Here is a 24,374-nt window from a genome sequence, read left to right as displayed (position 1 = left end):
TGCAAAAAGCCGTCTCTCGACGGCTTAGCTTAATCTCAAGAGCTCAAACACCCCATGAGTTTATCTTCAAAACTAACATCGACGACTTGTGCAATCAGCTCAATCCGGCTTTCGACACAATCATCCAACTCCATTTCCAACATATTCGATTCGGAAAGGTTGTAACCAAACACTCCATCATCAGTGATGAATACGGCTTTCATTCGCTCGACATCAAGGTCATGCAGAAGCAAAGAAAGTTTCTTTCTATCAAAGACCTTGTCTGGTGAAAATCGCCAGCCAACGCTTTCAAAACCTTCACCTTTGTTTTTCGCCATCAACACCCCGCTTTCTGGCATAGGCGCTTCTGAGGCAAGAGATTTACTGCCGTGATGGTGATGGTGGTGATCATGCGCATGTGGCTGCGTCATGTAGGTCTCTCCTTCAAATTCCTTGAAGTCGATTTGTCCGTGACGTGTAAACAGCACGTTCACATCTGGATGAGCATGCTTTTTTACATACGCTTCCAGTAAGGCTTTGTCCCCTTCGGCATAGAGATCAAGCTTGTTGCCCACCACAGTGTCAGCAATAGCAATCTGCTGATTAAAAGTATCGTGATGGGTGTAGCGCGCCTCTGACAGTTTTCTCGCATCAACCAAAGTCAGTGTTTTTTGAAGTGATAGAACATCGCGGTAGTGTTCAGAGGACAAGACTTCCAGGACTTCTTTGGGGTGTCCAAGGCCAGTAGGTTCAATCAGCAGTCGATCAGGTTTGGCTTCGATCAGTAATTGATTTAGCGCGATTTGCATAGGAAGTCCCGCTGCGCAGCACATGCAGCCACCTGGCACTTCCTGAATGAACACTTTCTCTCTTTCGCTATGCTGCCCTTGAAAAAGGCTGCCATCTACACCGATCTCACCAAACTCATTGACCAATACGGCCCAACGCTCGTTCTCCGGCTTGTTCTTCATCAGATGCAAGATGGCGGTGGTTTTACCTACGCCGAGGAAGCCGGTAATGATGTTGGTTGGCACACTCAGAATCGCCGAATTATCAGAGCTCATTGGCGATCCTCCTGTAACCCTGTACCAAAGTGTGATTGGCGGAAACCACAGACTCAGAAAACGCTGAATATTCCGGTGGCACTTTAGAGATACTGTTTAGATCGAAGCCCACACCGATATTGGTCATTGGCGGTACATGGAAGCTCTCAGGGAGATCCATTCCGTCTACAACACAGTTATGGCGGATGACACAGTGCTTACCCACAACAGCATTAAACACCACAGAGTTAAAACCAATGAAAACGTCATCACACACTTCGCATGGGCCGTGGATGATTGAGCGATGCGCAATCGATGTGCGCTCTCCAATGGTTACCGCAGCGCCTGCTTTAGAGTGAATCACCACACCATCCTGAATATTGGTGTCACATTTGATGATGATGGGTTCCATTTCACCCGCATCATTCACCTCATCCGCACGAATCACGGCATACGGGCCAATAAATACGTTGTCTTCAATAATCACTTTGCCGCAGATGATCGCCGTAGGATCAACAAAAGCATTTTCCGATACGATTGGCATGTCGCCATTTGGATTTTTTCTTAACATAGAGGGTCTCAACTTGCTTCAGTATTTTTTTGAATGCAAAGAGCATTAACGAGCGAACACCAGTCTCATCGCGGGTGACCCGTCATCCAGCACCTTGTTATTGTGATAAACCAATCCGCCATTCACCCAGGTACTGACTATCTGCGACGAAAAGCGATGACCTACAAAAGGCGTCCATCCGCAGTGATACAGCGCATTATCATGGCTAACCTCAGTGGTCTGTTTATCATCCACCAGCACTAAATCGGCAAAGTAGCCTTCACGGACAAAACCACGCTCTTTAATTCCGTAACGAATAGCGGGATTGTGCGCAGTTTTCTCAACCACTTGAGTAATATCGAGTCGACCGTGACTGACATGGTCAAGCAGCGTCAGCAACGCATGTTGTACCAAAGGTAAACCTGCCGGAGCCTGATCAAAGCCCACCTGCTTTTCTTCAAAAGTATGAGGTGCATGGTCAGTGGCGATGATGTCAATTTGGTTGGTATGAAGTGCCCGGATCAGCGCTTCACGATCGCTGGCTTTCTTGATAGCAGGGTTACACTTAATCAGGTTTCCCAGCACCGCATAGTCTTCATCGCTGAACCAAAGGTGATGCACACAAGCTTCAGCGGTAATGCGTTTCAGCTCAATTGGCCCTGTTTGGAAAAGAGAAAGTTCTTTTTCGGTTGTGATGTGTAGAACATGAAGATGGCTACCATGACGCTTCGCCAAGTCCACGGCATAGGAAGAAGAGGCATAGCAGGCTTCATCATCCCTCAGCAAAGGATGATCATGGATCGTGAGCGAGGACTTTTTACGAAGAAGCGCTTCTCGGTTTTTTGCGATAACTGGCCCGCTTTCACAATGCGTAACAATAAGCACGGGCGACTCACGGAAGATGCCTTCCAATGCCGTCGGGTTTTCCACCAACAAATCGCCAGTGGACGCGCCCATAAACACCTTAACACCGCAGTGCGTTTCTGGATTCAGTCGCTTAATTTGCTCCAGATTGTCTTCCGTTGCACCAAGGTAAAACGAGTAATTCGACAAGGAGTTGTTGGCCGCAATATCAAACTTGCGCTCCAGCGCTTCAATCGTGGTCGTGGCCGGGCTGACATTAGGCATTTCCATATAGCTGGTAATGCCACCAGCGACTGCTGCGCGGGACTCAGAAGCAATAGAACCTTTGTGCGTTAAACCTGGCTCCCTGAAGTGCACCTGATCATCAATCATTCCAGGCAAAATGAAACGGCCATTGGCCTCGACAATCTGGTCGGTCGGAGCGGCGATAATATCGGAGTCGATCCTCTCAATCCGCGGGCCGTCAATTCGCAAATCTCTCTCTTGCACCCGCCCTTCGTTAACGACGCGGGCGTTTTTAATCAGTGTTGTAGACATAGCGTTTAGAATTCTCCTTAAAACTAACGCATGGAATAGATGGTGATATTTTGGAAACGGGCGGAGGATGCGATTTCTCGTCAATAGATATTCAGTGGCTTAAACTCACTTGGTGCAGTCATCACATACACAGGTGATTTCGAGTTGGGGGCTAACCACTGTGAACCCTTCTTTTCGGGCACCTAATTGCAGGCTGGAAGCGAGTTTGGGGTCGATGGCCTGCTCTATGATCTTGTCGCACTTTGCGCAGATGAGGAATTGGGGAACACCATGCTCGTGATCGCAGGAGACGTGAGAGCAGGCAATAAACTTGTTCGATACTTTTAGCTTGTGCGCGAGATGTTCACCTTCCAGAAAGTCTAGGCTGCGATATACCGACATAGGCTGAACGCTCTGCCCGAATTCCGTTTTGCAGTAATCTACCAGCTCATAAGCAGAGAGAGATTTTTCCGAATGAACAAGCGCTTTTAGAACCAACTTACGCTTGGCGGTGAGTTGCTTTCCCTTTGCTTTGCATTTCTGCGCGACTTTTTCTATCAGTGCGTCTAAGTCAGTCATGGTGAGCCTTTAGCGATTTCTCCGCTCGAAATATAAACACAATTGTTATGTTATAACATATCAACAATGAGGCAACCAAGTTATCTATAGACTTGTGATTACCATGGAGAGGCTGTTTCAGCAGAGAGTGATGAAGCGTTGAATCAGACGACCTAAACAAAAAAAGCCATCTCAATGATGGCTTTTTCATTCTTGATGGCGTTCGTGTTATTGGTTTAACCCGCTCTTGCACCATTCGGCGTTTCGGTTTCTGGGCAGGCCAAGCAAGGCTGCAGCTTATCTTCATAACCAATATCGAAAAGCATGCCCTGAGACACCTCACCAGCCATTTTTCTCTCCGGCAGGTTTACGACAAACAAGGCCTGTTTACCTTCAATCTCCTTAGGATTTTCACGCTCTTGCTTAATCCCCGCCAAAATTGAACGTGTGTGGTCGCCGAAATCAACGGTCAGCTTCATCAGTTTGTCGGATTTAGCGACTTCACTGACTTCGATGATTTTTCCAACGCGGATGTCCACTTTCGCAAAGTCATCAAATGTGATTTCGTCTTTAATTGGTGCGGGTTTCATACAGATATCCTTAACAGTGCTTAGCACTGGAAGAGGTCTTCGCAGCGCTCACAATATTGATATACCCAAACAACCTACACCATTGAAATGACTTTTAAATCCCTATGATTAGGAAATCTCAAAAGTGGTGCCTGAGCATTTCTTTAATCAATTTTCCAAGGCGGATTCAGACGATTCTCTCCTGCCCAATACAGTTTGATTTCGTTGCCTGATGGGTCTCTTAGCGCCGCTTCTTTCCAGAGATACGGCTTCATCGTTGGCTCTTGGTCGAATTCAATGCCCTCAGCTTTCAGCCGCTCGAACAGCTCATCCAGCGCTTCATGTTCAAAGTAAACCACGCCACGACTTATCACCCCTTCCTTTCCTGGATCGAGGAAGATAGAGAAGCTTGCGTCGCCTTCTGGGAAAGAAAAGCGTGCGTAGTGATCAGCACTAACAATCTGAATAAGCCCGAGCTTTTTATAGAATGTGACCGCAGACTCCATGTCATGTACCGCTAATGTCACTTGATTTAAGTTCATGTTTTCCCGCCTTTTATTAAACTTTCTTTAGTAGACACCTCAGACTAGATCCTTTCTTGGCATCATTGTTCAAAAAGCCGATTTTCAGGACAAAAACTGCGAACGACTTCCGCCGCCTTGATGAATACGACAAGCATTCCTTAAGTCGGCGATCGATGACTTCATTGAAAACAGACGGACAGAAATCACAGCTACCCAACGACTGCGCCGCCGAGCAGCTGTATCTCTTCAAGCTAATCAGCGATTGGCAAGATGTGGCATTTAAGCCGAAAGATGACTTTACCGCGCTGGTGAAATCACGTATCGCGGAGCACAAGGAAAAGACTGTGAGAGTGTCACGGCAACACAGAGGATGCCAGCAAGCCAAGTCCAAACCATCATAAAGAAGCAACTCGATAGCGGCATGATAAGCATCGCCAAGTACGATTATGACTACCTGCTAGGACGGGATGCGAAACTATCGGCACTGGAAGCGGCTGGCGTGGAAAGCTGGGCGGGATATGATGATGCTATGGCGGCGCTGACGGATAGTGCTGCTTGATTAATAAACTATTGCCCCTGGTTTGCAGGGGCATCATCCTCAAGTCATTCTAGTGGCAGTGAACAGTCCCAGTGCTATTGTCCATGTGACAACACTTACCAGGAGGGAAGCTTTTCCGACACCCGCCACCGTGAGCCATGGCTGTTGAAGTGAAAAGCAATGTTGTTAGCAAAATGGCAATGATTTTCATATTTATCTCTCCTCAAGATTCAATCAAACCATAGGCAGGCAATAGTATTTGTACATGTATGAAAACATAGAATGTCTACTTTTCTTTCGCGCTGAACTTGGAGATATAGAGTTTATAGATGCTTGAGGACAAGAGGGGAAATCCCTGTGGGTTCAGATAGGGATGCGTGCCAGAACGGAGCGTCCTAACACGATTTGGGATAGAAGTTAGCTGAGACTAGCTATAACACCGACCAACGCAGGTTCAATTTAAATTGGGAAACAGTTTGTTGCAGAACAAACTGAATAGCCAACGACTCGGTAGCTAACTCTATTGATTGAAAAAGGGTTTGTATGTCGTTGTGAATCTACTTGACCAGCTTTCATAGACCAGATAGATAAAATAAACGAACCAGCTAAATATTGAACGAAGTTTTTTTATAGCTTGGATAGTTGTTGCTTCAGCGTAGCAGTGACATATCTAGCTGCAAGAAGACAGCCATCCATATGTAACTCATCGCCCTTAGAATTAGTTCCCAGATCTACAACTGTTTTCGCACCAAAACAAAGAGGTTGGCAAAGAGACTGCTCAGCTGCGGTATAAAGGGAGTACATTTCCATTTCTAAACCCGCCATTTTTCTATGCTGTAGACCAATTTTGTTCATAAGTTCTTCATCAGCAATTACAGCAGAACCAGAAGAAATGGGGGCAATCCTTATCTCAAAGGTGTCTAATTCATCCCGTAGAATGCTAGATTTAATTGCATTGACGAATTGCTCATTTCTTGAGGACTGTTCGAGATCTACTTGCAGACTACTTGATAGGTTAGATTGATATGGCTCTTGGCAAAAAACACCATCTTTCCACTTCCCAGTTTGGTATTCCCAACATTGTCTTCCTACAATGATATCCAAGTAGTTTGATTCTCCTTCTACTCCGGCACAAATTCCGCTCATTGCAACGATTTTTGGTTGAAATAATTCAATTGCTTTTGAAGACACAATTGCCATATTTACAAGACCCATACCACTTGGTTTAATTATAAACCCATGGTATCCAGAAATATTAGCTTCTGTGCAATCCATTCCGGAAATATTTCTACTATCTCCTAATTGGCATTCTGTATCACTAAAAGCATGCCGTTCTTTTGGTAAGGCACAAAATATCAAAAAGTCACAGCGAATACTTTGTGATACTCGCCCAATTTTCTGTTTCAATGCACTCTTCCAGTTATTGGAAGTATCAAAGTGAACAAGTGTTATCCCTGCACAGTTGAAAGACTGTATATTTTCCACATCTTTGACTTCGAACTGAGTAAGTGCAATTGCCTCTGTTTTATAATTTTTACCTGCAGAGTACTCGGTAATTAAATCTTGGGAGCAGTCTCGAGTAGAGCCACCATCTATATCAGGTAGGTACATATCAAATACAATCAAGTCATATGTATCACACCAGAGTTTTCTTCTCGCTTCATTAAGCGTCATTACTGAAGCTATTCTTGGTAAAACTGCTGTACCGCTTAGTTCTTCATTGATAGCTTGCTGAATAGCTGACTTTTTACTTATATTGTCTTCAATTATTAAAATTTTCATTTATTCTCTCAAGAAGCTAGCTGCTATAATTTTCCATTGTTCACTATTAGTCTGGTCATAATAACAAGCCAGAATATTGGTAAATCCATACTCCCTTTTTATAGCAGCAGCTGAATCTTTTACAGGAATAGGTTCATCTTCTATATCAATTTCAGGGAATTGAGTAAGAATTAATATTGGTAAGTCTGTTAATCTCGCTTGTTTTAACTCAAATAGAACCTCTATACCTCCAGTGGGAAGGGGTACTGGTGTGCCTTGTCCAGGTAGGGCTTTATGGCTAGGTAGTGACATATCTAAAACTATTTTTTCGGGTACAGTTCTAGTTAAGAATATGACTGCATCTCTGACATTATCAATAATTTTCATATCTCCATCCATGCCTAAGACACTATTAAGTATCTCAATTATTTGGGAGGATTTGTGTTCATCATCTTCAACTATCAATATCACTATACTTCCCCCTTCTCCCAAGCTCAAAATTGAACTCAAAACATAATAAATTTTGCTCTTCATTGATAGAGAATTTTACATTACTTATACTTCCCTCTTTTTCAAGTCGTTTAATTTTCTTTATCCCACTCTTCCCTTCAAATATATGAGCATCATCATCTACACTTTCAACCAAAAAAGCTTTTTTAATATTATTTTCCGCTTCAGCTAACTTTATCGAATTCTCAATTTCAGTATTGAGGTTAATTCTTATAGCAGTTTCATTTTCTGTTAAATTGACTGAGAAAAAAATATCCCCATCAGGTTTTCCATGCCTAGCAGCATTATGAATTAGAACATACAAAGCGTCATAGATCACATAATATGTACCACCATTAACAGAAAAGGTTCTATCTCCTATATCTATTTTTGGTTTGAATTCGGTATAACTTTCCTTTATTTCTGATACAACCACATTAAAAAGTAAATATATATCTGTACTTGGTGATGCATAGTTAGGCTTATTGAACCATGATGAAACCAGGCCAAATTTTTGTCCCGTAATAGAGTTAAGATCCTGAGAAAATTTATAGAAATCTTTCCTTGGTATACCAGGCGTCACTCTATGATTATAATGAAAAACTGCATTTGAAGATTTAAACTCACTTAATGATTTCTTTGTTCTAACTAAGTCTATCTCAGCTAGTCTCCAACAATAGTCCATAATTACACTTGGCAATCTTATTATTCCACTTCTTTTGGAATAAATTGACATAATTTCAATAACTAGCTGCTTTGCGATAGTGAGTTTGGCAGGAGAATCAATCTCCGTTGTTATCAGTCCATAAGGCTTTCGTTTACTTTTAATTTGAAGCTGATCATTGACCAAGTTTTCAATTGAAGACTCATACTCAAATAACCAATTACTAAAAGTATTCTTAAAATCTGTATCCTCAAATAGGTGTTTATATTCTGGCTTTGAAGATATAGCTTTTACCTCTGTTATTACTGTACCTTTAAATGTCCCATGTCTTATTCGTCTACCCAAATATGATGCTATACCAAAGACCTTATTTTCGCAAAACTCTTTATAGCAATGTAGTATTTGTTCTATTACGGTATCAAAGTTATTTATCGAGTTATTTTTCTTAGACCAATCTAGTTTATTTGTAGTCACACCACTAATGATGGCATTATCAATAGACATCGAAATAGTATTTAAAATTGTATCTTCAAACCATTGCTTATATTTTAATTCGTCAACATAAATTCTTGAATCATCAATAGTCCCTTTCTCTTTATTTATTTGTATATCTATTCGTAATGTTTTAGCCCTATCGATATAGATATCGTCGTTAGTCTCTTCACCGAACCATTGAAACATATCAGCTCGTATTTGCAGAGCATCTACAGGTTTTTCAACTAGACGAAAAAGCGTGCATAGGAATGTTTCGTTACAAGCTAGTATTAGATGTTCAGCAACAGAGGGAGATACAGAATGAACTTCTTTAAGTAATTTAATTAGGTCACCATCAAATTCATGTAAGCAGTAATCCTGAATTATAGATCTAAGTAAGTGCTCATTTAGCTGATTTTTTTTGTTTAATGTGACTAGACATTGGGTCACTAATTTTGCTTGCTGTTTTATGGCCGAATTAGATATTTCAGATAAGAAATCAGGATGGCATGTATCTCCAATATCTTGTGTATAGGACATTATCCTAACAAAAATATCTTCTTCGTCTCTATCTAAAACGCCCTGATTTTTCTTAAGTATATGTATTAGAGCTGATGAATTTTCTAGAGTTGTACATGTATCTGCATTGTACTTAATCCAGTTAAATTCTATCTTATTAGCATTTGAACATCTTAGATCTCTCAGCTTCTCTACTCCTTGAAAATAGCCACTTATGAGGTTTGAAGCATAACCAGAGAGTTTACTATTAGTGGATTGAATTGAGTAGAAGTAACCATGGATTGCTAGGAAGTCGAACGCTCTAGGTTGCTCAGTAAATAGAAAACACTCTCTCAGATAATAATGTCCTACATATTCGTTTATTTCCTCATACATATCACTCGGTGAAAACTCAATTGAAGAGAAATTTAAATAACATTCATCCAGCTCTTCATTGATATCAATATTCTTCAAAAAAGACAGATTTATTCTATCTGTCATTTTTAGATACAGGTAAGCGTCGAATAGAGAGAAGGAGAAAAACGAGCTAAGCTTACTCAGATAATCTTCATAATTATTTGGTATTGGATTTATAAATGATTTAGCAATTTCAAAGTGTGAAAAATTATCATTTATATCTAGTATTCTTTTACAAAGAGCAAGGTGAGGAGTTCTAAGATTACTTAACTGTGTGACAGCTTCTTCAAGGAAATTACTATTAGATAATTTTATCTTGTTCTTAATAGAGTCTATTTTAGAAAGTATATCTGTATCATCAAAACTTAACAATTGATATCTGTTTGATATATAGGAAAGAACCTTGATAAGATAAACAGATGTCCCTTTAGACTCTATCATTTCCTGGCATAGCGTCAGAGCTCTATCAAGTTTATTGTTACTAAGTTCAATCTTTATATTAGTAGCAATTTCTAATATTTTTATGAGTTTATCAGAGTTTATCTTGATCTGATTTACTATCTCTGGCTCTGAAAATATCGTTATATTATCAATTTTCTTCGGGCACTCTATATTAAAAACTTGACCAACACCATTACCTTCAAAAAAAGGATTGGTTTTTATATATAGTAACGACTGTCTATAATCAGATAGCCGGCAACTATTTTTTATTTTGTTTAATGCCTGTATAGTTTTTCTAAAGCTAGATGGATCAATACCTCTAACTATGTTCCTGGCCTTTTTTGATTTAATATCTTGAATTTGTATGCTTCTACTTTTTTTTGATTTTGAAAGTAGATTATACATTATGGACAGTTCTGGATTCATAATTACTGACATGCTTCAATCATTACATAATAAAAATACATTTTTTATAACTATTTAATTTCGTTAATATTGCTATTAGAATTTACGGAATATGCCTCCACTTGCTTAACCCATAAATAATTTGTTTTTTCAATTATTTCTGTTGCTTTTTTAATTAATATCTTTTCTGAGTCTTCTACGGATAAATCAGAGTATTCGTCCACTTTGAATTGGAATTTTGCTTTTATAACCTCCAATTCTCGCTGAGAAGTTTTATAGGTAGACCAAAGAATTTGTGGTTTTCTCAGTTGTAACCAGGCAGTACAAAATGCCACAATACCTGACATTATAGAAGGTACAACCTTTGAAACTATAAAAGTCTCACCTAGAGATAAAAACATTGGAGCTGATATACTACAAAACATTACCAAACGGAAACACCAAAGAGACTCCATCTTATTGTGATTAGATTTATTTTTAAAATGTCTTATCCAGTATTCAACAAAGTCTAAAGGATTTTTATTTTCTGATTGCACTTAAATTCACCACATTAGATGTCCGAAATGTTTCTAATAAAAACATGCTACCGCCCTTCGCTTCTCGGCACGCAACACGCCATCACTGTCTAAAACTTTTGGCGGGAATGTACCATAAAGTGCATAAAGCGAGACTTGATTTCAGTCGCATCAGGAGTCGATTGAGGAGATTTTGTTCAAAGAAATTAGGTAGTTGCAGAGTGAGATGATTGACTGCTAGCGCAGCCATAAGAATACTATTACCTATTGACCAGAGAAGGGCTCATATGCATTAGCTTACACCGGTGGAGCATTCTCTGTAATTAGTCCCCACTCTTCGCTAAGCTTTGCTATTTCGGTCTCATCAATATCACCATTTCGACTGAGAAGCACCTCAACTTTCCCATTCAGAGCACTATATTTAACGGCTGCATTTTTGTGCTGTTCACTCTTCTTATCAAATCCACTAAACGCCTGTACAGCAGCCAAACATGAGACTATTAATGACAACGTAGCAATAGCCAAATTTAATACAAATTCATGTTCTGAAAACTCTGTAATTAATAGGAGCCAAATACCTGCGTTAATAATTGCAGTTAGTACTACTAAAGGTATACCAGTCAATTGATGATATGTAGTGTATTTTTTGGCTGCCTCATAATGGTTATTCTTGTGGTTTCTCAACCATCCATCCCATTTTTGAAGCAACTCTTTACTCTCAGACATTTTATATCCTAGCTGAATAGAACTCGTGTTAGATAACAACTTGCTACCGGGCATAAAGCCCGTTTAGCACCAAACTCGCCCTTCACTTCTCGACAAGCAATACTACATTACTGTCTAGCATATCAGTCTTCATAGTATCATTTAGTTTATAGATTGAGACCTAATTTTGATCGCATGAAGTGTTGATTTTGGAGTTTTTTCTCAAAGAAATCATATAGGTGAAGAAAATGAGAGGGTTAAATGAACGCAGCGAGGAGTAAAAATATTGAGCGTTGCGAATAACCCGTAAACGGTTTGCTAGTTGCTTACAGCTTGCCTCTCAGTGGATGTTCTCTCCGCCACCCAGCTACAGACCTTGAATCAACAAAACAGACCAATAAATCAGCAACACTTCGGGAGGAAACCCAACTAATTAGTGAGGTTGCTACGCTACGTGAGTTAACTTCACACCATAGCCCGTCATTACGTGAAGCAATTGACCTAGAATCAACTCTACAAACCAACAGGTCAGCAGCACTTCTTGATTTCACTTCACAAACAAGCACGTCCGCTGCACTTCTTGAACTCACTTCTGCTATTAACGGCATGATAGCTCCTCTCAATAACAACACTTAAAAAAGCAGGTATTCCTGCATGCAGCTTGACGTGGATTCCCTTTCACGAAGACTGTCTCAACACTACCGTCCCTCGCTTATCGGCACGCAACACGCCATCACTGTCTAAAATTTTTGGCGCAAATGTACCACAAAGTGCATAAGGCGAGACTTGATTTTGATCGCATGAAGTGTTTAGTGAGGAGATTTTGTTCAAAGAAATGAGGTGGTTGCAGAGTGAGATGATTGGCTGCTAGCGCAGCCAAAAGAATGCTATTTCCCATTGGCCGGAGAAGGGATCATATGTGTTGGGTCAATACTAATCATTCCGTCTCAGGGCTTTGACAGTGTTTGTCTACAACTTCTCTCTTGGCCGCTAATTTCCACTCTTTGTAGTTTTTAGGTGTCACGTTATCTATTTGTTTATAAGCATCTGTCATATCTTTTGGTATCAAGGATAAGTATGAAAAGCTGTCCTTAAGAAAAGATTGGAAGAAATATAAAAAGATAGCAATTGACGCACTGAGAAACAAGCCATCATCAAATCCAATCAAGAAAACTGTATAAACTAGAAATAAAAAAGATACTATTGCGCAAATACCGGAAAGAATCCACCCAGCCGTGAATAGAAGTAAATATGAAATATATTTTAATTCTTGGCTTTTAGGCTCGAATTCGTCTCGAAATGCTTCAGAAACATCGCTACTTCTAATGAAAGGATATAAAATATGGAGTAGAGCATACCCGCCACTTTTAATTATTTTAACGCATACAAACTTCATAAACTTTATAAAGATAGTCGCAACAATACTTCCAGTTGCGCCTAGTACAATAACCCCAAGAATAGAGCTTACAAGCCATTGCTCTAACTGCTGAATATCAAATTCCACTCTTAATTCTCTTTTAAAATTGCCATCATACACACTTTTTTTGCCCCAACGAATGATATGGCTCTCTCCTCACGAGGATGAGCACCAAGCTACCGCCCTCTGCTTCTCGGCACGCAACACACCTTCACTGTCTAAAACTTTTGGCGGGAATGTACCACACAGTGCATAAAGCGAGACTTGATTTTGATCGCATGCGGAGTCAAGTGATGAGGTTTTATTCAAATAAATTAAGTAGTTGTAGAGTAAGAGCGTTGGCTGCTCGTTGTTATCGTTCGCTGTTCAAGCTTTTGGTGTCTCAGCGTTACTCGTAGGATATATCACTTCAAAGTGCAGTAGCTCTGCGTTGTTATCGATAACAAGTTTCACAGCTATGATGAGGAAAAAAGAAACGAAGAATAGGAGTAAGTTTCTAATTTTGAATTGAAGTTTAGTCAGGCCGTACAAGAATTTAACCAAATTAATGGCCGCAAAGACGAAAAATGCCATTGCTATAAATACAAGAAAAAATCCAAAGAATTCCATTGCTTTGATTTCTCATCCGGCTTAAGTGAATAGGGCTCGTCATTTTAATTCTGTATCTAAATCTAACAGCTCGACCTTTCAACACCAACAGCTGCTAGAATATAAGCGCTTTCCTTTTCAGAGATAACCATGACAACCACAACACCTAAGAGCCGCACTGACTGGCTCATCTTCTTCCGCCGTGCAAAGAACGTAGATACATTGGATTTGATGCTGGATGGCGCATTGAAGAAGCTCAATACACCTGCCGAGCAGGCTGATGCAATACTTGGTCATGAAGCCAGGTTGAATGAGCTGGAGGGCCTAGGTAGATAAGTTGATAGCCCACCCACTAAACAGGTTGAAAAGTTGAATAAGAAATTCAGCCAGTGCCCCATTTGGAGGAAACACGAAGAACTAATTTATTACATTCAAAACATTAAATACTTACAGTGATTTATAAACTTGCTATAACTCACCTACTTGCTGACAAAACAACTAATAGCAAAACGATATGGATATCAACTTCAAGCAGCTCACCTCACAAAGCTCAACGTCTACGCTTCAAATCGAGAACTGGACGATTGCTAACAACGAGTCATGGGCGGTTTTCAGCACGGAAGGTGACATTGGTTCTCTTCTGGGTGGCGTGTTGTGCGAAACCATCGAATTCGATGGAGAGCTGGCAATCGGCGATGGAAAGATTGCACAGGTTTCGCTAGTCGAACAGCAAAAACTGTTGGAGGAAGAGCGCGCCAAAGATGACACTGACTTTCTTGACCGCATAGATAACGGCACCAGCGTCTATGACCTGATTTTCGAACAATTCGAAGACGCTGCGCTGACCCATCAATTGATTGAAGATCTCGATCTCGTTCATCTCAAAGAGAGTGGCTTTCGCGTGCTTTCCACTGGGGAAACCCGCCGTGTGATGCTGGCTCGTGCGTTGGCAGAAAAACCTGACTTTGTGGTGCTAGACAACCCTTTTGCCGGCTTGGATATTGCCCACCGTCAATCACTTGCTGACTATCTGGAAAAGCTCTCGAACTCTGTTCAGATGATGGTGGTATTTGCGCGGGAAGAAGACCTTCCCGATTGGGTTGACCATGTCGCCATGTTTGAGCGTGGGAAGTTGGTTGAACTGATAGACAAAACAGGATGGGACAACCACCCCATCATTCAGCAAATTGCCGCGCAGTCTGAACAACAAAGTGAAGAGATGATGACGCTTATCCGTCGTTATCAGCACGCTACACAATTTGAAAACCCGATTTTCGAATTGAGAGATGGCAAAGTTGAATACACAGAGAAAACCATTTTCACCGGCGTAAACTGGCGAATTGATAAAGGCGAGCATTGGCAAGTTAAAGGCCCTAACGGCTGCGGAAAAAGCACCATTCTGGGTATGATCTTTGGCGATCATCCGCAATGCTACAGCAACGACATTCACATCTTCGGCAAAAAGCGTGGCTCAGGCGAAACGGTGTGGGAAATTAAAAAGCATATCGGCATGGTTTCTTCTGCTCTTCACCTACAATATCGCGTTAGCTGCTCGGCATTGGATGTCATTCTCTCCGGTTTTTATGACTCTATTGGCTTGTATTCCCAACCGAGCATTCAGGAACGCACCATCGCCCGTGAATGGCTGGATATTCTCCACATGAGCCAATATGCCAAAACGCCTTTTCGTAAGCTGGAATACGGACAGCAAAGACTGTTGCTAATTGCTCGCGCAATTGTGAAGCAACCCACCTTGTTGATTCTGGATGAGCCCTATCAGGGCTTGGATTATCTGGGACGACGCCTGATGAAGAATACTTTGGAGTTGATAGCGCGGGAAAACCTGAGTCAACTCCTCTATGTTTCGCACTATCAGGATGATGAGCTGGAAAGCATCAAAAACACACTGACTTTTGTTTATGACGACAACGCTCAGTGTTACTACGCCGAATTAGAAAGAAGATAAAAAAGGCCGCATCAGCGGCCTTCCGTTCAACGTGGGTTTGTTTGTTGATGCGCTCTAATAGCCCATAAACTTATCAATCAGCACTTCCAGCTTCCCTTCCAGTTCGCCTTCAAAATCATCCAGACTCTTGTCAAACTTTTGCAGATACTTACCAGCCTGATCGCGACTTAGCTTTCTTCCTGACATATTGAACTGCATTTCCGGTAAGGATTTGTCGTTTCTTGGTACCACGGCAAGGGAGATAAACCCAGAGTTCAAGGCATTCATCTCATCCAGAATGTATTGGCAGAAATCGTCGATTTTGCTCGCGCCCTCTGGCCCTAAGCAACCAGGTTCCAATCGGCAAATCACGTTCAATTTCATCTCTTCTGGCACTGTTGCTGCGCTTCCCATAGATATCGTCCTTATTGTTATATTTAACATTTATCCTAGACCAGCAGACGCAAAAAAGCCCAGAGAGGCATGACGATTATCTCTGGGCAAAGGGATAGCTTGGGATTGATAGTTAGGTGTTAATCCCGATCTCGTTCCGAATCCATCACTTTCATCTGCCCTTCGCTATAACGCTCTCCCACAACAAGGTCATCGTGGATTAGCGTAGAAAGGTGCGAGACAACATCCGGTGTCATAGTGACGTTGAGGGCGCCAATATTTTCCCGCATGTATTCGATGTGTTTGGTACCAGGGATCGGGACTAACGTTTTGTTGCCCTGGTGATTGGGCTGATGAATCACCCAAGCCAGCGCGAGTTGTGCCAGTGAACAGTTCAGCTCTTTGGCGATATCTTCCAGTGGTTTCAGCAATTCGCTGTTTTTTGCAAAGGCGTCAGCGTCAAACCTTGGCCTTGCGTTATTGGTACGAATATCGCCGTCGGTCAACAACGAGGCTTCTTGGGCTTTCCCCGTCAGGAATTGACGACCGAGCGGCGAGAATGGCACAAAAGTGGTACCAAGTTTTTCACAAACATCGAGCATTTTAAGTTCAGGCAATCTTGTCCAAAGCGAATATTCCGACTGCACGGCCGCAATAGGATGGATCGAATGTGCGCGCCGCAATGTATCGCTTGAAACTTCAGATAGCCCGATTTCGCGGATTTTCCCCTCTTTGACCAGTTCTGCCAACGCACCGACACTCTCTTCTATGGGCACTTTCGGATCGAGTCGGTGCAGGTAGTACAGGTCGATAACATCGGTTTCCAATCGCTTTAGGCTGGACTCACACTGAGAGCGAATGGTTTCCGGTCTGCCATCAATGGTGGGTTTTCCGTCTTTCTTAAAAAGCGCGCATTTGCTGGCAAGAACGTACTCACTGCGGCGATGTTTCACTGCCTTGGCGATCAGTTCTTCGTTTTTACCGCCGCCATACATGGTGGCGGTGTCGAGGAAATCATAACCTGCGTCGAGCGCTTCATTGAGCAACTGGATGGAGGTCGGTTCGTCGCTTGGGCCATAGCCATGAGACATGCTCATACAACCAAGTCCAATCGGCGATACCGCCAGTGAGCCAATGTGTCGCTTTTCCATAGGTGTCATTCCTTCTACTTCTTATTCTTTGTGTAATCGCTTGAGTTACTCACCCAATGCTTTTTCGATGCGATCCAGCACCTTCATGGCAATCAATGCCTGATTCACACTGGCATTCGGCTCGCGGCCTTCGCGGATAGCAGCGATGAACTCGCGATCCTGCAATTCGATACCGTTCATTGATACATCGACTTTGCTGACATCAATCGGGTTCTCTTTACCATCTACCAGGTCGTCATAACGGGCAATATAAGTGCCGTTATCACAGATGTAGCGGAAGAAAGTACCCAATGGGCCATCGTTATTAAACGACAGCGACAGAGTACAAAGCGCGCCAGAGGTGGTTTTCAAGCCGATGCTCATGTCCATGGCGATACCGAGCTCTGGGTGTTTAGGTCCTTGCATGGCCATCACATCCACAATCTCTTCACCGGTTTGATAAGCAAACAGGTCAACCGTGTGGCAAGCGTGGTGCCAGAGCAGATGATCGGTCCAGCTACGCGGCTGACCCAAAGCATTCAGGTTTTTACGACGGAAGAAGTAGGTCTGCACATCCATTTGTTGAATGTTCAGTTCACCCGCACGGAACTTCTTGTTCAGATATTGATGGCTTGGGTTGAAACGGCGCGTGTGACCAGCCATGGCAACCAATCCGGTTTCTTTCTGAACATCACACACGGCTTGGGCATCAGCCAGGGAATCCGCCATTGGGATTTCTACCATGACGTGCTTGCCCGCTTTCATTACTTCGATGGCTTGTCTGGCGTGAATAGGTGTCGGCGACGTAATAATTGCCGCTTCAACGCCCGGTTGAGCCAGCGCTTCCTGTAAGTCCAATGTCCAGTGCGCGATCCCATATTTTTCGGCCGTTGCCTTGGTGCTTTCCTCTACACCACCGGCAATCGACACTACCTCCACATCGTCAATGTTCTTTAGCGCATCCAGATGCTTATGACCGAAAGCACCTTCACCCACCATAATGATTTTCATTGTCTATTCCTTAAAAGTTCTTTTACCTTCCGTGACCCTGTCACTCGCATTTTCTAAAATCGTCAAACCATAATGCGAGTTTGACACTGGGGCATGGGTGAATCGGTAAACTTCATCTACCTTGTCATCGAGCGCGCCACGCATTACAAGCCACATAATTGCTTCAATGCCTTCTGAGCCTGTTTCGCGCAGGTATTCAGTGTGGGAAACTTTCTTCGCTGCTTCCGGTTCATTCACCATCAGATCCAGCCAGTTACAGTCGTATTCGACGTTGATCAGACCTGCACGTTCGCCTTGCAATTGGTGAGATAAGCCACCTGTGCCGAAGATGGCGACTTTGGTCTCTGCCGGGAAGCTTTCCACCGCTTTGCGAATAGCTTTACCGAGGTTGTAACAACGGTTTCCTGTTGGCTGAGGATACTGAACCACGTTGACCGCCAGCGGAATCACCTGACAAGGCCATGCTTTTGGTCGCCCGTAAACCACGGAAAGTGGTACGGTGAGGCCGTGGTCGACATCCATCTCATTCACAATGGTCATGTCGAACTCATCCAAAATCAGTGATTCGGCAATGTGCCAAGCCAGCTCGCTGTTACCTTCACACACAGGCACCTGACGCGGACCATAGCCTTCATCCGCAGGGTTAAACTTTGGTGCAACGCCGATGGAGAAGGTCGCAATAGATTCCAGCGAAAATGCCGATGCATGGTCGTTGTAGACAATCAGGCAAACGTCTGGCTTCACCTCTTCCATCCAATCACGGACGGGCTGAATGCCGTTAACGAAACGCTGCCAGTATTCACCCACCATGGTGCCGTTATCCATGGCTGCACCTATCGATGGGATATGTGAAGTCCCTATACCGCCAACAATCTTACCCATCGTACTGCTCCTTGTTCTCAGGCTTGGCGTAATACTCGGCCCATTCCGCTTTGCTGCGGTTGCCTTCGATCGAACGACCGCCATTCAGCATCATCTGCTTGAAGTCTTCGAAGGTCATGCCGTTGCCCGACATTGCCGCTCCGGCATGTTGCATGGTCATGCCATCAAAGATCGCGATTTTAAAGGTGTAATAGATATTGCCGCCGAGACGCAGCATGCCTAGCCAATCGCGCTTCAACACGGCTTCACGCTGCTCTGCAGTCATAGGAAACTTGTCGATATACGCTTCTTCGCTCTCACGGAATTGGTCTCGGTTCTCAGCTTTGTTCAGCGACATGCAAAACATGTTGAGGTGATACCCGGCTCTCGACTTCTCACCGTCAAAGACATAGGTTCCGGGAATATCGTCGTAATCTCTGTGTTCACGCATTTCCATTTCCCCCTCAGATCAATCCTACTTCTTTCAATCTGTTATCCAGACGGGCAAACACATCTCGGGTGTTCCCGTTGAAGACTTTGGCTTTGTCTTCACCGTTAAGCTTAGAACCATCGATGTAGCGCTTGGTATCGTCGAAGTAATGCCCTGTCATTGGGTCAATACCACGCACCGCGCCAATCATTTCTGAGGCAAACAGGATGTTTTCGATTGGCACCACTTCCAACAGCAAATCGATACCTTCCTGATGGTAAACACAGGTATCAAAGTAGATGTTGTTTTCGATGATTTCTGTCAGCGAAGGCAGATTCATCATGTCACACAGACCACGGAAGCGACCCCAGTGGTAAGGCACTGCACCACCACCATGTGGAATGATGAACTTCAGATCCGGGAAATCTTTAAACAGGGTTTTCGACATCATCAGCTGTTGGAAAGCCGTGGTGTCTGCGCCCAGATAGTGTGAACCCGTGGTGTGGAAACAGCGGTGACAGCAGCCACTTACGTGAATCATCGCTGGCACTTCCAACTCACACATTTTTTCGTAGATTGGGTAGTAGAACTTGTCGTCCAATGGTGGTGCCGTCCAGTAACCGCCTGATGGGTCCGGGCTAAGGTTGCAACCCACAAATCCGAACTCTTTGACGGTGCGTTCCAGCTCGGCAGCACTCGCTGTCATATCCGCATTCGGTGACTGAGGCAATTGTGCGGCACCGATGAAATTCTGCGGATAAAGCTCAGTAATACGGTAGATAAGCTCGTTACAGTGTTCAGTCCAATACTTACTGGTGGTTTGGTTACCAATGTGGTGCCCCATCCAGCTTGCACGCGGCGAGAAAATAGTGACATCCGTACCGCGCTCGTTTTGCAGTTTCAGCTGTGCGCCTTCAAGGCTGTCGCGGATTTGGTCATCCGAAATGTTTACGATGCCTTTTACGTGATCAAACAGAGGATCAATTGCGAGCTCTTTTTTCTGCTGTTCACGGTATTCACCCAATTCAGCCGGTGCTGTGGTGTAGTGACCGTGACAATCGATGATTAAAGGTGCTTTGCTCATTCTAAATCCTCCAGCTTATCCACGTAGCGAAATCCCGCTTGTTCTAATTTCGGGCGCATGTTGTACATGTCGAGCCCAAGAATGCCTTGCGCCAACATACCGCGTTTTGTTTCTTCGTTTTCCATGCGTGCCTGAGCAGATTCCAATACGGTTTCTGCAGTTTTACGCGGTACGACGCACACGCCGTCGTCGTCAGCCACAATCACGTCACCAGGATAAATTGGCTGATCGCCACAAATCACCGGAACGTTCACGGAACCCAAGGTGGCTTTCACCGTGCCTTTGATGGAAACCGCTTTTGACCACACGGGGAAATTCATTTCCGTCAGGTCTTTGGTATCACGCACACCCGCATCAATGATCAGTCCTTGCACGCCTCTCGCTTGTGCCGAGGTCGCCAGCAAGTCACCGAAATAACCATCAGTACATGGCGATGTGGTCGCAATCACCAGTACATCACCTGGCTGACAAAGCTCGATAGCGACATGTACCATCCAGTTATCACCCGGTTGCGCCAGCACAGTGACTGCGCTACCCGCAATTTGTGCGCCTTTGTAAATCGGACGCAGTTCATGGTTTAGGTTGCCTGTACGTTGTTGCGCTTCGTGTACCGTTGCACTGCCACAACCGGCCAGCCCTTCAATCACTTTGGCATCGGCGCGTTCTATGTGTTTAACCGCCACGCCTTGAATCGTTCTCATAGACATACTTCTGTCCTTGCGTCTTTAGTCATCAAATCCGTAAAGTCTTGCTGGGTTGTCCACCAGAATTTTTTTCTGGGTGGCTTCGTCGCGTGCAATCAATGGAACGAGATCCAACAGATCCGCATCATTAGGCATATGTTTTTTAATATTAGGATGCGGATAGTCGGTACCCCAGAGCACACGGTCTGGTGCCACTTCCACCAAGCCTTGTGCATATGGCACGGCATCGTAAAAAGGAGGAGCCATTGCAATTCGTTCGGAACCACATACCTTCACCCACCAGCTTTCGCGACGCATAAACTCAAGCAGGATTTGATACGCCTGCTGACCCACACCTTCTGAGGTAGGTACACGACCCATATGGTCAACCACGATGGTCATGTCGATACGGTTGAAGAAATCTTCATACTTGATGATGTCCTCAGCATTCACGTGAATGACCAAGTGCCAGCCATATTGCTTCACACGCTCGAGCACTCTCGCCATCATTTCCAGGTTTGGCGCTCCGCCCAAATGGGTCACGAAGTTAAACCGAATGCCGCGAACGCCGCCTTCATGCAGGTCTTGAAAATCGTTATCAGTGAAGGTGTCATCCGCCATACAAACGCCACGGTAAGCTCCGTTGCTTGATGCAATCGCATCCATCATGGCTCGGTTGTCGCGACCATGGCAGCTCGCCTGAACCAGCACTGCACGCTCGATACCTAATTTGTCGTGAACACGTTTCAGCGCATCTTTACCTGCATCAGGCGGCCAATAAGTCGCCGTTTCCGCATAAGGAAACTGTGCGTGAGGACCGAACACATGACAATGTGCATCACACGAGTTTGGCGGCGCTACAAAACGCGGCATTCGCGTGTTGTTATCTGGTGGCATACAGCTTGGCTTGGTCATTCCATGACTCCTCATTCTTTTCGTTGTTTTTATTTGTTGATAGGGACAAAGAGCTCACCTCTGGCGAGCAATCTAGCGGTTCTCAGCAGCCCGGCTTTTGTGACGTTGTTTTGATCATCAAACGTTAGCGTCATTGAAAACTCACCAGAGGGATGCTCAACAGAAATCGTCTTCACATCTCCTGCCGGGATTTCAGCAATACCTTCAGCCACGTTTCCAGGCATGGCAGCAGCCGTTGCTACTGACACAGCACCGAGAACACCTATGGCGGTGTGGCAGACTCTTGGGATAAAGGTGCGTGAGCAGATGTGCCCACCGTCTACAGGTGGTGCAACCAGGCTCATCTTAGGGACAACTTTGTCAGTTACATCCCCCAGATTCATTGCCTCACCCGCCTGCAAACGAATTGATTCAATTTTTGCTTTCAGTGTTTCGTTGGCGTTAAGTTCGTCGGCCGATTCATAACCCGACACACCCAGATCAGAAGCGCGCATCAAGACAACGGGCATACCGTTGTCGATACAGGTGACTTCGACGCCATCGAAGGTATCTTTGATATTTCCAGTAGGAAGCAGGCTCCCAGTAATCGAGCCCGCGATGTCTTTGTAGTTGCAGATAACAGGCGCTGCAGTACCCGGCACCCCATCTATCGCAGCATCACCTTCGTATTGCACTTTTTGATTCGGCGTCTGTACGTCGAGGTCACAGCGGTTTCCGCTGTTGACCATATTCACACGCACAGTCGTGATACCGTCTTGCGCATCTACCAGTCCGTTTTCGATAGCAAAAGCACCAACACCAGCGAGAATATTTCCGCAGTTTGGAGAGGTATCCACCCGGTTCTCTCCTACGACCACCTGAACAAACAGATAGTCGACATCGCAATCGGGCAATGATGATGGAGAGACAACAGCGACCTTGCTTGTCAACGGATGGCCTCCACCCAGGCCGTCTATCTGACGGGCGTCACGACCGACTGCATCGAGAATAACCTGATCGCGTAATGCTTCATTTCTCGGCAGATTAGAGGCTAAAAAATAAAGCCCTTTAGAACTGCCACCGCGCATTTGCATATAGGGAACTGCCAGCATCTCTCACCTTCCTTGTGTGCTTTAAAAACAGCATAGGCATGATTCCGCTCGCAATAAATTCAACTTCTTTACATTTTGTTGTACATTTTTAACATTCTGTTTTCCTGAGGTTGTACTGAATGGCTGATATCCCCCACTACTTTCTCTATGGCGAAGAACTTCCCGAGACAGCGCCGGACTACATGCACATCGCGCGATTGGAGCAATCTTTGCCCAAGCACAATTGGGAAATTCATCCACACCGCCATGACAACCTCCACCAGCTGATGATTCTTGAATCCGGTTCCATGCATGCGCATATTTGCGATAGAAATGCCGAATACCATGGTCGCTGTGTCCTTTCCATTCCTGCAAAAGAAGTCCACGGCTTCGCGCACCAGCCCGGCGTGACCGGATTTATTGTTTCTGTTTCCCACCCTTTCATGATGAGTTTATTTAACGACGCTGAAAGGCAGGGACTCGCGCAACTGTTTCGTGAACCTATGGTGATTCCACTCACTGTCGACACCGATGAAGGAGAGATCACCCGAATGGGAGATCGGTTGCTCGAAGAGTTCCACACACCCAAGATTGGTCAGGCTTCTATCATTGGCGCTTACTTGAAGATTGTGTTCGTGATGTTAGCGCGGCACGGGCAACGTAGTGACATTCAGGAAAATACCGATGGAAAAACCGCCCTGTTTGAGCGCTTTGTCCGATTGGTTGACACACATGCCACCGAGCACTGGCAAGTCAGCCAATATGCTGAGGCGTTGGGATTGAGTCAGGGACAACTCAACCGCGTCTGCCAGCGTGCAGCAGGTCAACAAGCTTTAGCCATTGTTCACGAGCATTTACTGGATGAGGCAAAGCGCTTGCTAGTTTTCACTCAATTGTCAGCCAAAGAGATTGGCTACCAACTTGGGTTTAAAGATCCCGGCTATTTTTCGCGATTTTTTCAGAGACATACCGGACAAGCCCCTAAGCAATTCAAAACGCGGGTAGCGGAAAGTCAGCGTCAAATTTAGCGTTCGTTATGCGCTTAAATGAAGGTGAAAAATTTTTTTTGGCTTTTTTATGACGTATTTTTTCAAACGACATAAGAAATAAATACATCATTTATTTTCGTCCAAGTTTCTATTCAAAGGCTTACTAATCAATTTATTAGTTAACCATTTTCCTGTCTGCATTTTTAAACACCCACCAAATAATGATGTTTTTCTTTCATTTTCCATGATTGATTTGTCTCATTTAAAATACTGTTAACATCTTGCTAACTAAAATTAACAAGACCAATAATGAAACGGAATGGAATGCAAACCAACAACACAAATGCA

The 24,374-nt window shown here is 44.0% G+C and carries 26 protein-coding genes; 5 read left to right on the top strand and 21 right to left on the bottom strand.

What is annotated here, in order from left to right:
- Nucleotides 1-35: 35 nt before the first annotated feature.
- The 6 genes from QL223_RS10555 to QL223_RS10530 form a co-directional block, all read right to left on the bottom strand.
- Entirely contained in the window at nt 36-1,043 is a 1,008-nt protein-coding gene (locus QL223_RS10555; protein WP_281544717.1) for a GTP-binding protein, read from the bottom strand.
- Nucleotides 1,033-1,593: a carbonate dehydratase gene (locus tag QL223_RS10550; RefSeq protein WP_281544716.1), complete on the bottom strand. Its 561-nt coding sequence runs from the start codon at nt 1,591-1,593 to the stop codon at nt 1,033-1,035. Before QL223_RS10550 ends, QL223_RS10555 begins: the two co-directional genes overlap by 11 nt.
- Before the next feature lie 45 nt (nt 1,594-1,638).
- Nucleotides 1,639-2,973, bottom strand: a complete 1,335-nt coding sequence (locus tag QL223_RS10545) for a dihydroorotase (protein WP_281544715.1) — start codon at nt 2,971-2,973, stop codon at nt 1,639-1,641.
- 105 nt (nt 2,974-3,078) lie between these two features.
- Nucleotides 3,079-3,531: a Fur family transcriptional regulator gene (locus QL223_RS10540; RefSeq protein WP_002541925.1), complete on the bottom strand. Its 453-nt coding sequence runs from the start codon at nt 3,529-3,531 to the stop codon at nt 3,079-3,081.
- Between the two features lie 215 nt (nt 3,532-3,746).
- Nucleotides 3,747-4,100, bottom strand: a complete 354-nt coding sequence (locus QL223_RS10535; protein WP_281544714.1) for a tRNA-binding protein — start codon at nt 4,098-4,100, stop codon at nt 3,747-3,749.
- A gap of 143 nt (nt 4,101-4,243) precedes the next feature.
- On the bottom strand, nt 4,244-4,621 hold the full coding sequence (locus tag QL223_RS10530; RefSeq protein WP_281544713.1) for a VOC family protein: 378 nt from the start codon (nt 4,619-4,621) through the stop codon (nt 4,244-4,246).
- Between the two features lie 155 nt (nt 4,622-4,776).
- Here QL223_RS10530 and QL223_RS10525 point away from each other — a divergent pair, with 155 nt between their 5' ends.
- Both QL223_RS10525 and QL223_RS10520 read left to right on the top strand, forming a co-directional pair.
- Nucleotides 4,777-5,004: a hypothetical protein gene (locus QL223_RS10525; RefSeq protein WP_281544712.1), complete on the top strand. Its 228-nt coding sequence runs from the start codon at nt 4,777-4,779 to the stop codon at nt 5,002-5,004.
- Nucleotides 4,974-5,162, top strand: coding sequence for a hypothetical protein (locus QL223_RS10520; protein ID WP_281544711.1), 189 nt, complete (start codon nt 4,974-4,976; stop codon nt 5,160-5,162). The genes QL223_RS10525 and QL223_RS10520 overlap by 31 nt, the downstream gene beginning before the upstream one ends.
- 606 nt (nt 5,163-5,768) lie before the next feature.
- On the opposite strand, the gene QL223_RS10515 is transcribed toward QL223_RS10520, so the two are convergent.
- The 6 genes from QL223_RS10515 to QL223_RS10490 all read right to left on the bottom strand — a co-directional run bounded on the left by QL223_RS10515 (nt 5,769) and on the right by QL223_RS10490 (nt 13,014).
- Nucleotides 5,769-6,923 carry a hypothetical protein gene (locus tag QL223_RS10515; protein ID WP_281544710.1) on the bottom strand — a complete coding sequence of 385 codons (1,155 nt, stop codon included), beginning with the start codon at nt 6,921-6,923 and terminating at the stop codon, nt 5,769-5,771.
- Nucleotides 6,924-7,289 carry a hypothetical protein gene (locus QL223_RS10510; protein ID WP_281544709.1) on the bottom strand — a complete coding sequence of 122 codons (366 nt, stop codon included), beginning with the start codon at nt 7,287-7,289 and terminating at the stop codon, nt 6,924-6,926.
- Nucleotides 7,290-7,356: 67 nt separating this feature from the next.
- Nucleotides 7,357-10,323 carry a hypothetical protein gene (locus QL223_RS10505; RefSeq protein WP_281544708.1) on the bottom strand — a complete coding sequence of 989 codons (2,967 nt, stop codon included), beginning with the start codon at nt 10,321-10,323 and terminating at the stop codon, nt 7,357-7,359.
- A gap of 38 nt (nt 10,324-10,361) precedes the next feature.
- Complete coding sequence (locus tag QL223_RS10500) at nt 10,362-10,826, bottom strand: DUF4231 domain-containing protein (RefSeq protein WP_281544707.1); 465 nt, start codon at nt 10,824-10,826, stop codon at nt 10,362-10,364.
- Between the two features lie 276 nt (nt 10,827-11,102).
- On the bottom strand, nt 11,103-11,531 hold the full coding sequence (locus tag QL223_RS10495; RefSeq protein ID WP_281544706.1) for an SLATT domain-containing protein: 429 nt from the start codon (nt 11,529-11,531) through the stop codon (nt 11,103-11,105).
- 916 nt (nt 11,532-12,447) lie between these two features.
- Nucleotides 12,448-13,014, bottom strand: coding sequence for a hypothetical protein (locus QL223_RS10490; protein ID WP_281544705.1), 567 nt, complete (start codon nt 13,012-13,014; stop codon nt 12,448-12,450).
- Nucleotides 13,015-13,665: 651 nt separating this feature from the next.
- Here QL223_RS10490 and QL223_RS10485 point away from each other — a divergent pair.
- Together QL223_RS10485 and modF are read left to right on the top strand one after the other, a co-directional pair.
- The gene (locus QL223_RS10485) at nt 13,666-13,851 is read left to right on the top strand and encodes a hypothetical protein (RefSeq protein ID WP_281544704.1); all 186 of its coding nucleotides are present in this window, start codon (nt 13,666-13,668) and stop codon (nt 13,849-13,851) included.
- A gap of 178 nt (nt 13,852-14,029) precedes the next feature.
- The gene (gene modF / locus QL223_RS10480) at nt 14,030-15,481 is read left to right on the top strand and encodes a molybdate ABC transporter ATP-binding protein ModF (protein WP_281544703.1); all 1,452 of its coding nucleotides are present in this window, start codon (nt 14,030-14,032) and stop codon (nt 15,479-15,481) included.
- Between the two features lie 54 nt (nt 15,482-15,535).
- On the opposite strand, the gene QL223_RS10475 is transcribed toward modF, so the two are convergent.
- The 9 genes from QL223_RS10475 to QL223_RS10435 all read right to left on the bottom strand — a co-directional run bounded on the left by QL223_RS10475 (nt 15,536) and on the right by QL223_RS10435 (nt 23,058).
- Complete coding sequence (locus QL223_RS10475) at nt 15,536-15,874, bottom strand: hypothetical protein (protein WP_281544702.1); 339 nt, start codon at nt 15,872-15,874, stop codon at nt 15,536-15,538.
- Between the two features lie 119 nt (nt 15,875-15,993).
- Nucleotides 15,994-17,004 (bottom strand): aldo/keto reductase, encoded by a 1,011-nt coding sequence (locus QL223_RS10470; protein ID WP_281544701.1) that lies wholly within the window; start codon nt 17,002-17,004, stop codon nt 15,994-15,996.
- Nucleotides 17,005-17,049: 45 nt separating this feature from the next.
- Nucleotides 17,050-17,994: a Gfo/Idh/MocA family oxidoreductase gene (locus QL223_RS10465; RefSeq protein ID WP_281544700.1), complete on the bottom strand. Its 945-nt coding sequence runs from the start codon at nt 17,992-17,994 to the stop codon at nt 17,050-17,052.
- Nucleotides 17,995-17,997: 3 nt separating this feature from the next.
- Nucleotides 17,998-18,876 (bottom strand): class III extradiol dioxygenase subunit beta, encoded by an 879-nt coding sequence (locus QL223_RS10460; RefSeq protein WP_281544699.1) that lies wholly within the window; start codon nt 18,874-18,876, stop codon nt 17,998-18,000.
- Entirely contained in the window at nt 18,869-19,306 is a 438-nt protein-coding gene (gene ligA, locus QL223_RS10455) for a protocatechuate 4,5-dioxygenase subunit alpha (protein ID WP_039850619.1), read from the bottom strand. The genes QL223_RS10460 and ligA overlap by 8 nt, the downstream gene beginning before the upstream one ends.
- A gap of 13 nt (nt 19,307-19,319) precedes the next feature.
- On the bottom strand, nt 19,320-20,369 hold the full coding sequence (locus QL223_RS10450; RefSeq protein ID WP_281544698.1) for an amidohydrolase family protein: 1,050 nt from the start codon (nt 20,367-20,369) through the stop codon (nt 19,320-19,322).
- The gene (locus QL223_RS10445; RefSeq protein WP_281544697.1) at nt 20,366-21,076 is read right to left on the bottom strand and encodes a 4-carboxy-4-hydroxy-2-oxoadipate aldolase/oxaloacetate decarboxylase; all 711 of its coding nucleotides are present in this window, start codon (nt 21,074-21,076) and stop codon (nt 20,366-20,368) included. Before QL223_RS10445 ends, QL223_RS10450 begins: the two co-directional genes overlap by 4 nt.
- 18 nt (nt 21,077-21,094) lie before the next feature.
- The gene (locus QL223_RS10440) at nt 21,095-21,967 is read right to left on the bottom strand and encodes an amidohydrolase family protein (protein WP_281544696.1); all 873 of its coding nucleotides are present in this window, start codon (nt 21,965-21,967) and stop codon (nt 21,095-21,097) included.
- A gap of 29 nt (nt 21,968-21,996) precedes the next feature.
- On the bottom strand, nt 21,997-23,058 hold the full coding sequence (locus tag QL223_RS10435) for a 4-oxalomesaconate tautomerase (protein ID WP_281544695.1): 1,062 nt from the start codon (nt 23,056-23,058) through the stop codon (nt 21,997-21,999).
- 119 nt (nt 23,059-23,177) lie between these two features.
- Between QL223_RS10435 and QL223_RS10430 the strand changes: the two genes are divergently transcribed.
- A complete protein-coding gene (locus QL223_RS10430) occupies nt 23,178-24,065 on the top strand; it encodes a helix-turn-helix domain-containing protein (protein WP_281544694.1) in 888 nt (295 codons plus the stop codon).
- Nucleotides 24,066-24,374 lie beyond the last annotated feature (309 nt).

Origin of the sequence: Grimontia sp. SpTr1 (assembly GCF_947387585.1) — a bacterium.
Taxonomy (GTDB): Bacteria; Pseudomonadota; Gammaproteobacteria; order Enterobacterales; family Vibrionaceae; genus Enterovibrio; species Enterovibrio indicus.
This window is presented reverse-complemented; position numbering and strand designations above follow the sequence as displayed.

Bases quoted from the DNA above. Each gene is read 5' to 3' on its own strand.
- QL223_RS10555 (WP_281544717.1), bottom strand. From the start codon at position 1,043: ATGAGCTCTGATAATTCGGCGATTCTGAGTGTGCCAACCAACATCATT.
- QL223_RS10550 (WP_281544716.1), bottom strand. From the start codon at position 1,593: ATGTTAAGAAAAAATCCAAATGGCGACATGCCAATCGTATCGGAAAAT.
- QL223_RS10545 (WP_281544715.1), bottom strand. From the start codon at position 2,973: ATGTCTACAACACTGATTAAAAACGCCCGCGTCGTTAACGAAGGGCGG.
- QL223_RS10540 (WP_002541925.1), bottom strand. From the start codon at position 3,531: ATGACTGACTTAGACGCACTGATAGAAAAAGTCGCGCAGAAATGCAAA.
- QL223_RS10535 (WP_281544714.1), bottom strand. From the start codon at position 4,100: ATGAAACCCGCACCAATTAAAGACGAAATCACATTTGATGACTTTGCG.
- QL223_RS10530 (WP_281544713.1), bottom strand. From the start codon at position 4,621: ATGAACTTAAATCAAGTGACATTAGCGGTACATGACATGGAGTCTGCG.
- QL223_RS10525 (WP_281544712.1), top strand. From the start codon at position 4,777: ATGACTTCATTGAAAACAGACGGACAGAAATCACAGCTACCCAACGAC.
- QL223_RS10520 (WP_281544711.1), top strand. From the start codon at position 4,974: ATGCCAGCAAGCCAAGTCCAAACCATCATAAAGAAGCAACTCGATAGC.
- QL223_RS10515 (WP_281544710.1), bottom strand. From the start codon at position 6,923: ATGAAAATTTTAATAATTGAAGACAATATAAGTAAAAAGTCAGCTATT.
- QL223_RS10510 (WP_281544709.1), bottom strand. From the start codon at position 7,289: ATGAAAATTATTGATAATGTCAGAGATGCAGTCATATTCTTAACTAGA.
- QL223_RS10505 (WP_281544708.1), bottom strand. From the start codon at position 10,323: ATGTCAGTAATTATGAATCCAGAACTGTCCATAATGTATAATCTACTT.
- QL223_RS10495 (WP_281544706.1), bottom strand. From the start codon at position 11,531: ATGTCTGAGAGTAAAGAGTTGCTTCAAAAATGGGATGGATGGTTGAGA.
- QL223_RS10485 (WP_281544704.1), top strand. From the start codon at position 13,666: ATGACAACCACAACACCTAAGAGCCGCACTGACTGGCTCATCTTCTTC.
- modF (WP_281544703.1), top strand. From the start codon at position 14,030: ATGGATATCAACTTCAAGCAGCTCACCTCACAAAGCTCAACGTCTACG.
- QL223_RS10475 (WP_281544702.1), bottom strand. From the start codon at position 15,874: ATGGGAAGCGCAGCAACAGTGCCAGAAGAGATGAAATTGAACGTGATT.
- QL223_RS10470 (WP_281544701.1), bottom strand. From the start codon at position 17,004: ATGGAAAAGCGACACATTGGCTCACTGGCGGTATCGCCGATTGGACTT.
- QL223_RS10465 (WP_281544700.1), bottom strand. From the start codon at position 17,994: ATGAAAATCATTATGGTGGGTGAAGGTGCTTTCGGTCATAAGCATCTG.
- QL223_RS10460 (WP_281544699.1), bottom strand. From the start codon at position 18,876: ATGGGTAAGATTGTTGGCGGTATAGGGACTTCACATATCCCATCGATA.
- ligA (WP_039850619.1), bottom strand. From the start codon at position 19,306: ATGCGTGAACACAGAGATTACGACGATATTCCCGGAACCTATGTCTTT.
- QL223_RS10450 (WP_281544698.1), bottom strand. From the start codon at position 20,369: ATGAGCAAAGCACCTTTAATCATCGATTGTCACGGTCACTACACCACA.
- QL223_RS10445 (WP_281544697.1), bottom strand. From the start codon at position 21,076: ATGTCTATGAGAACGATTCAAGGCGTGGCGGTTAAACACATAGAACGC.
- QL223_RS10440 (WP_281544696.1), bottom strand. From the start codon at position 21,967: ATGACCAAGCCAAGCTGTATGCCACCAGATAACAACACGCGAATGCCG.
- QL223_RS10435 (WP_281544695.1), bottom strand. From the start codon at position 23,058: ATGCTGGCAGTTCCCTATATGCAAATGCGCGGTGGCAGTTCTAAAGGG.
- QL223_RS10430 (WP_281544694.1), top strand. From the start codon at position 23,178: ATGGCTGATATCCCCCACTACTTTCTCTATGGCGAAGAACTTCCCGAG.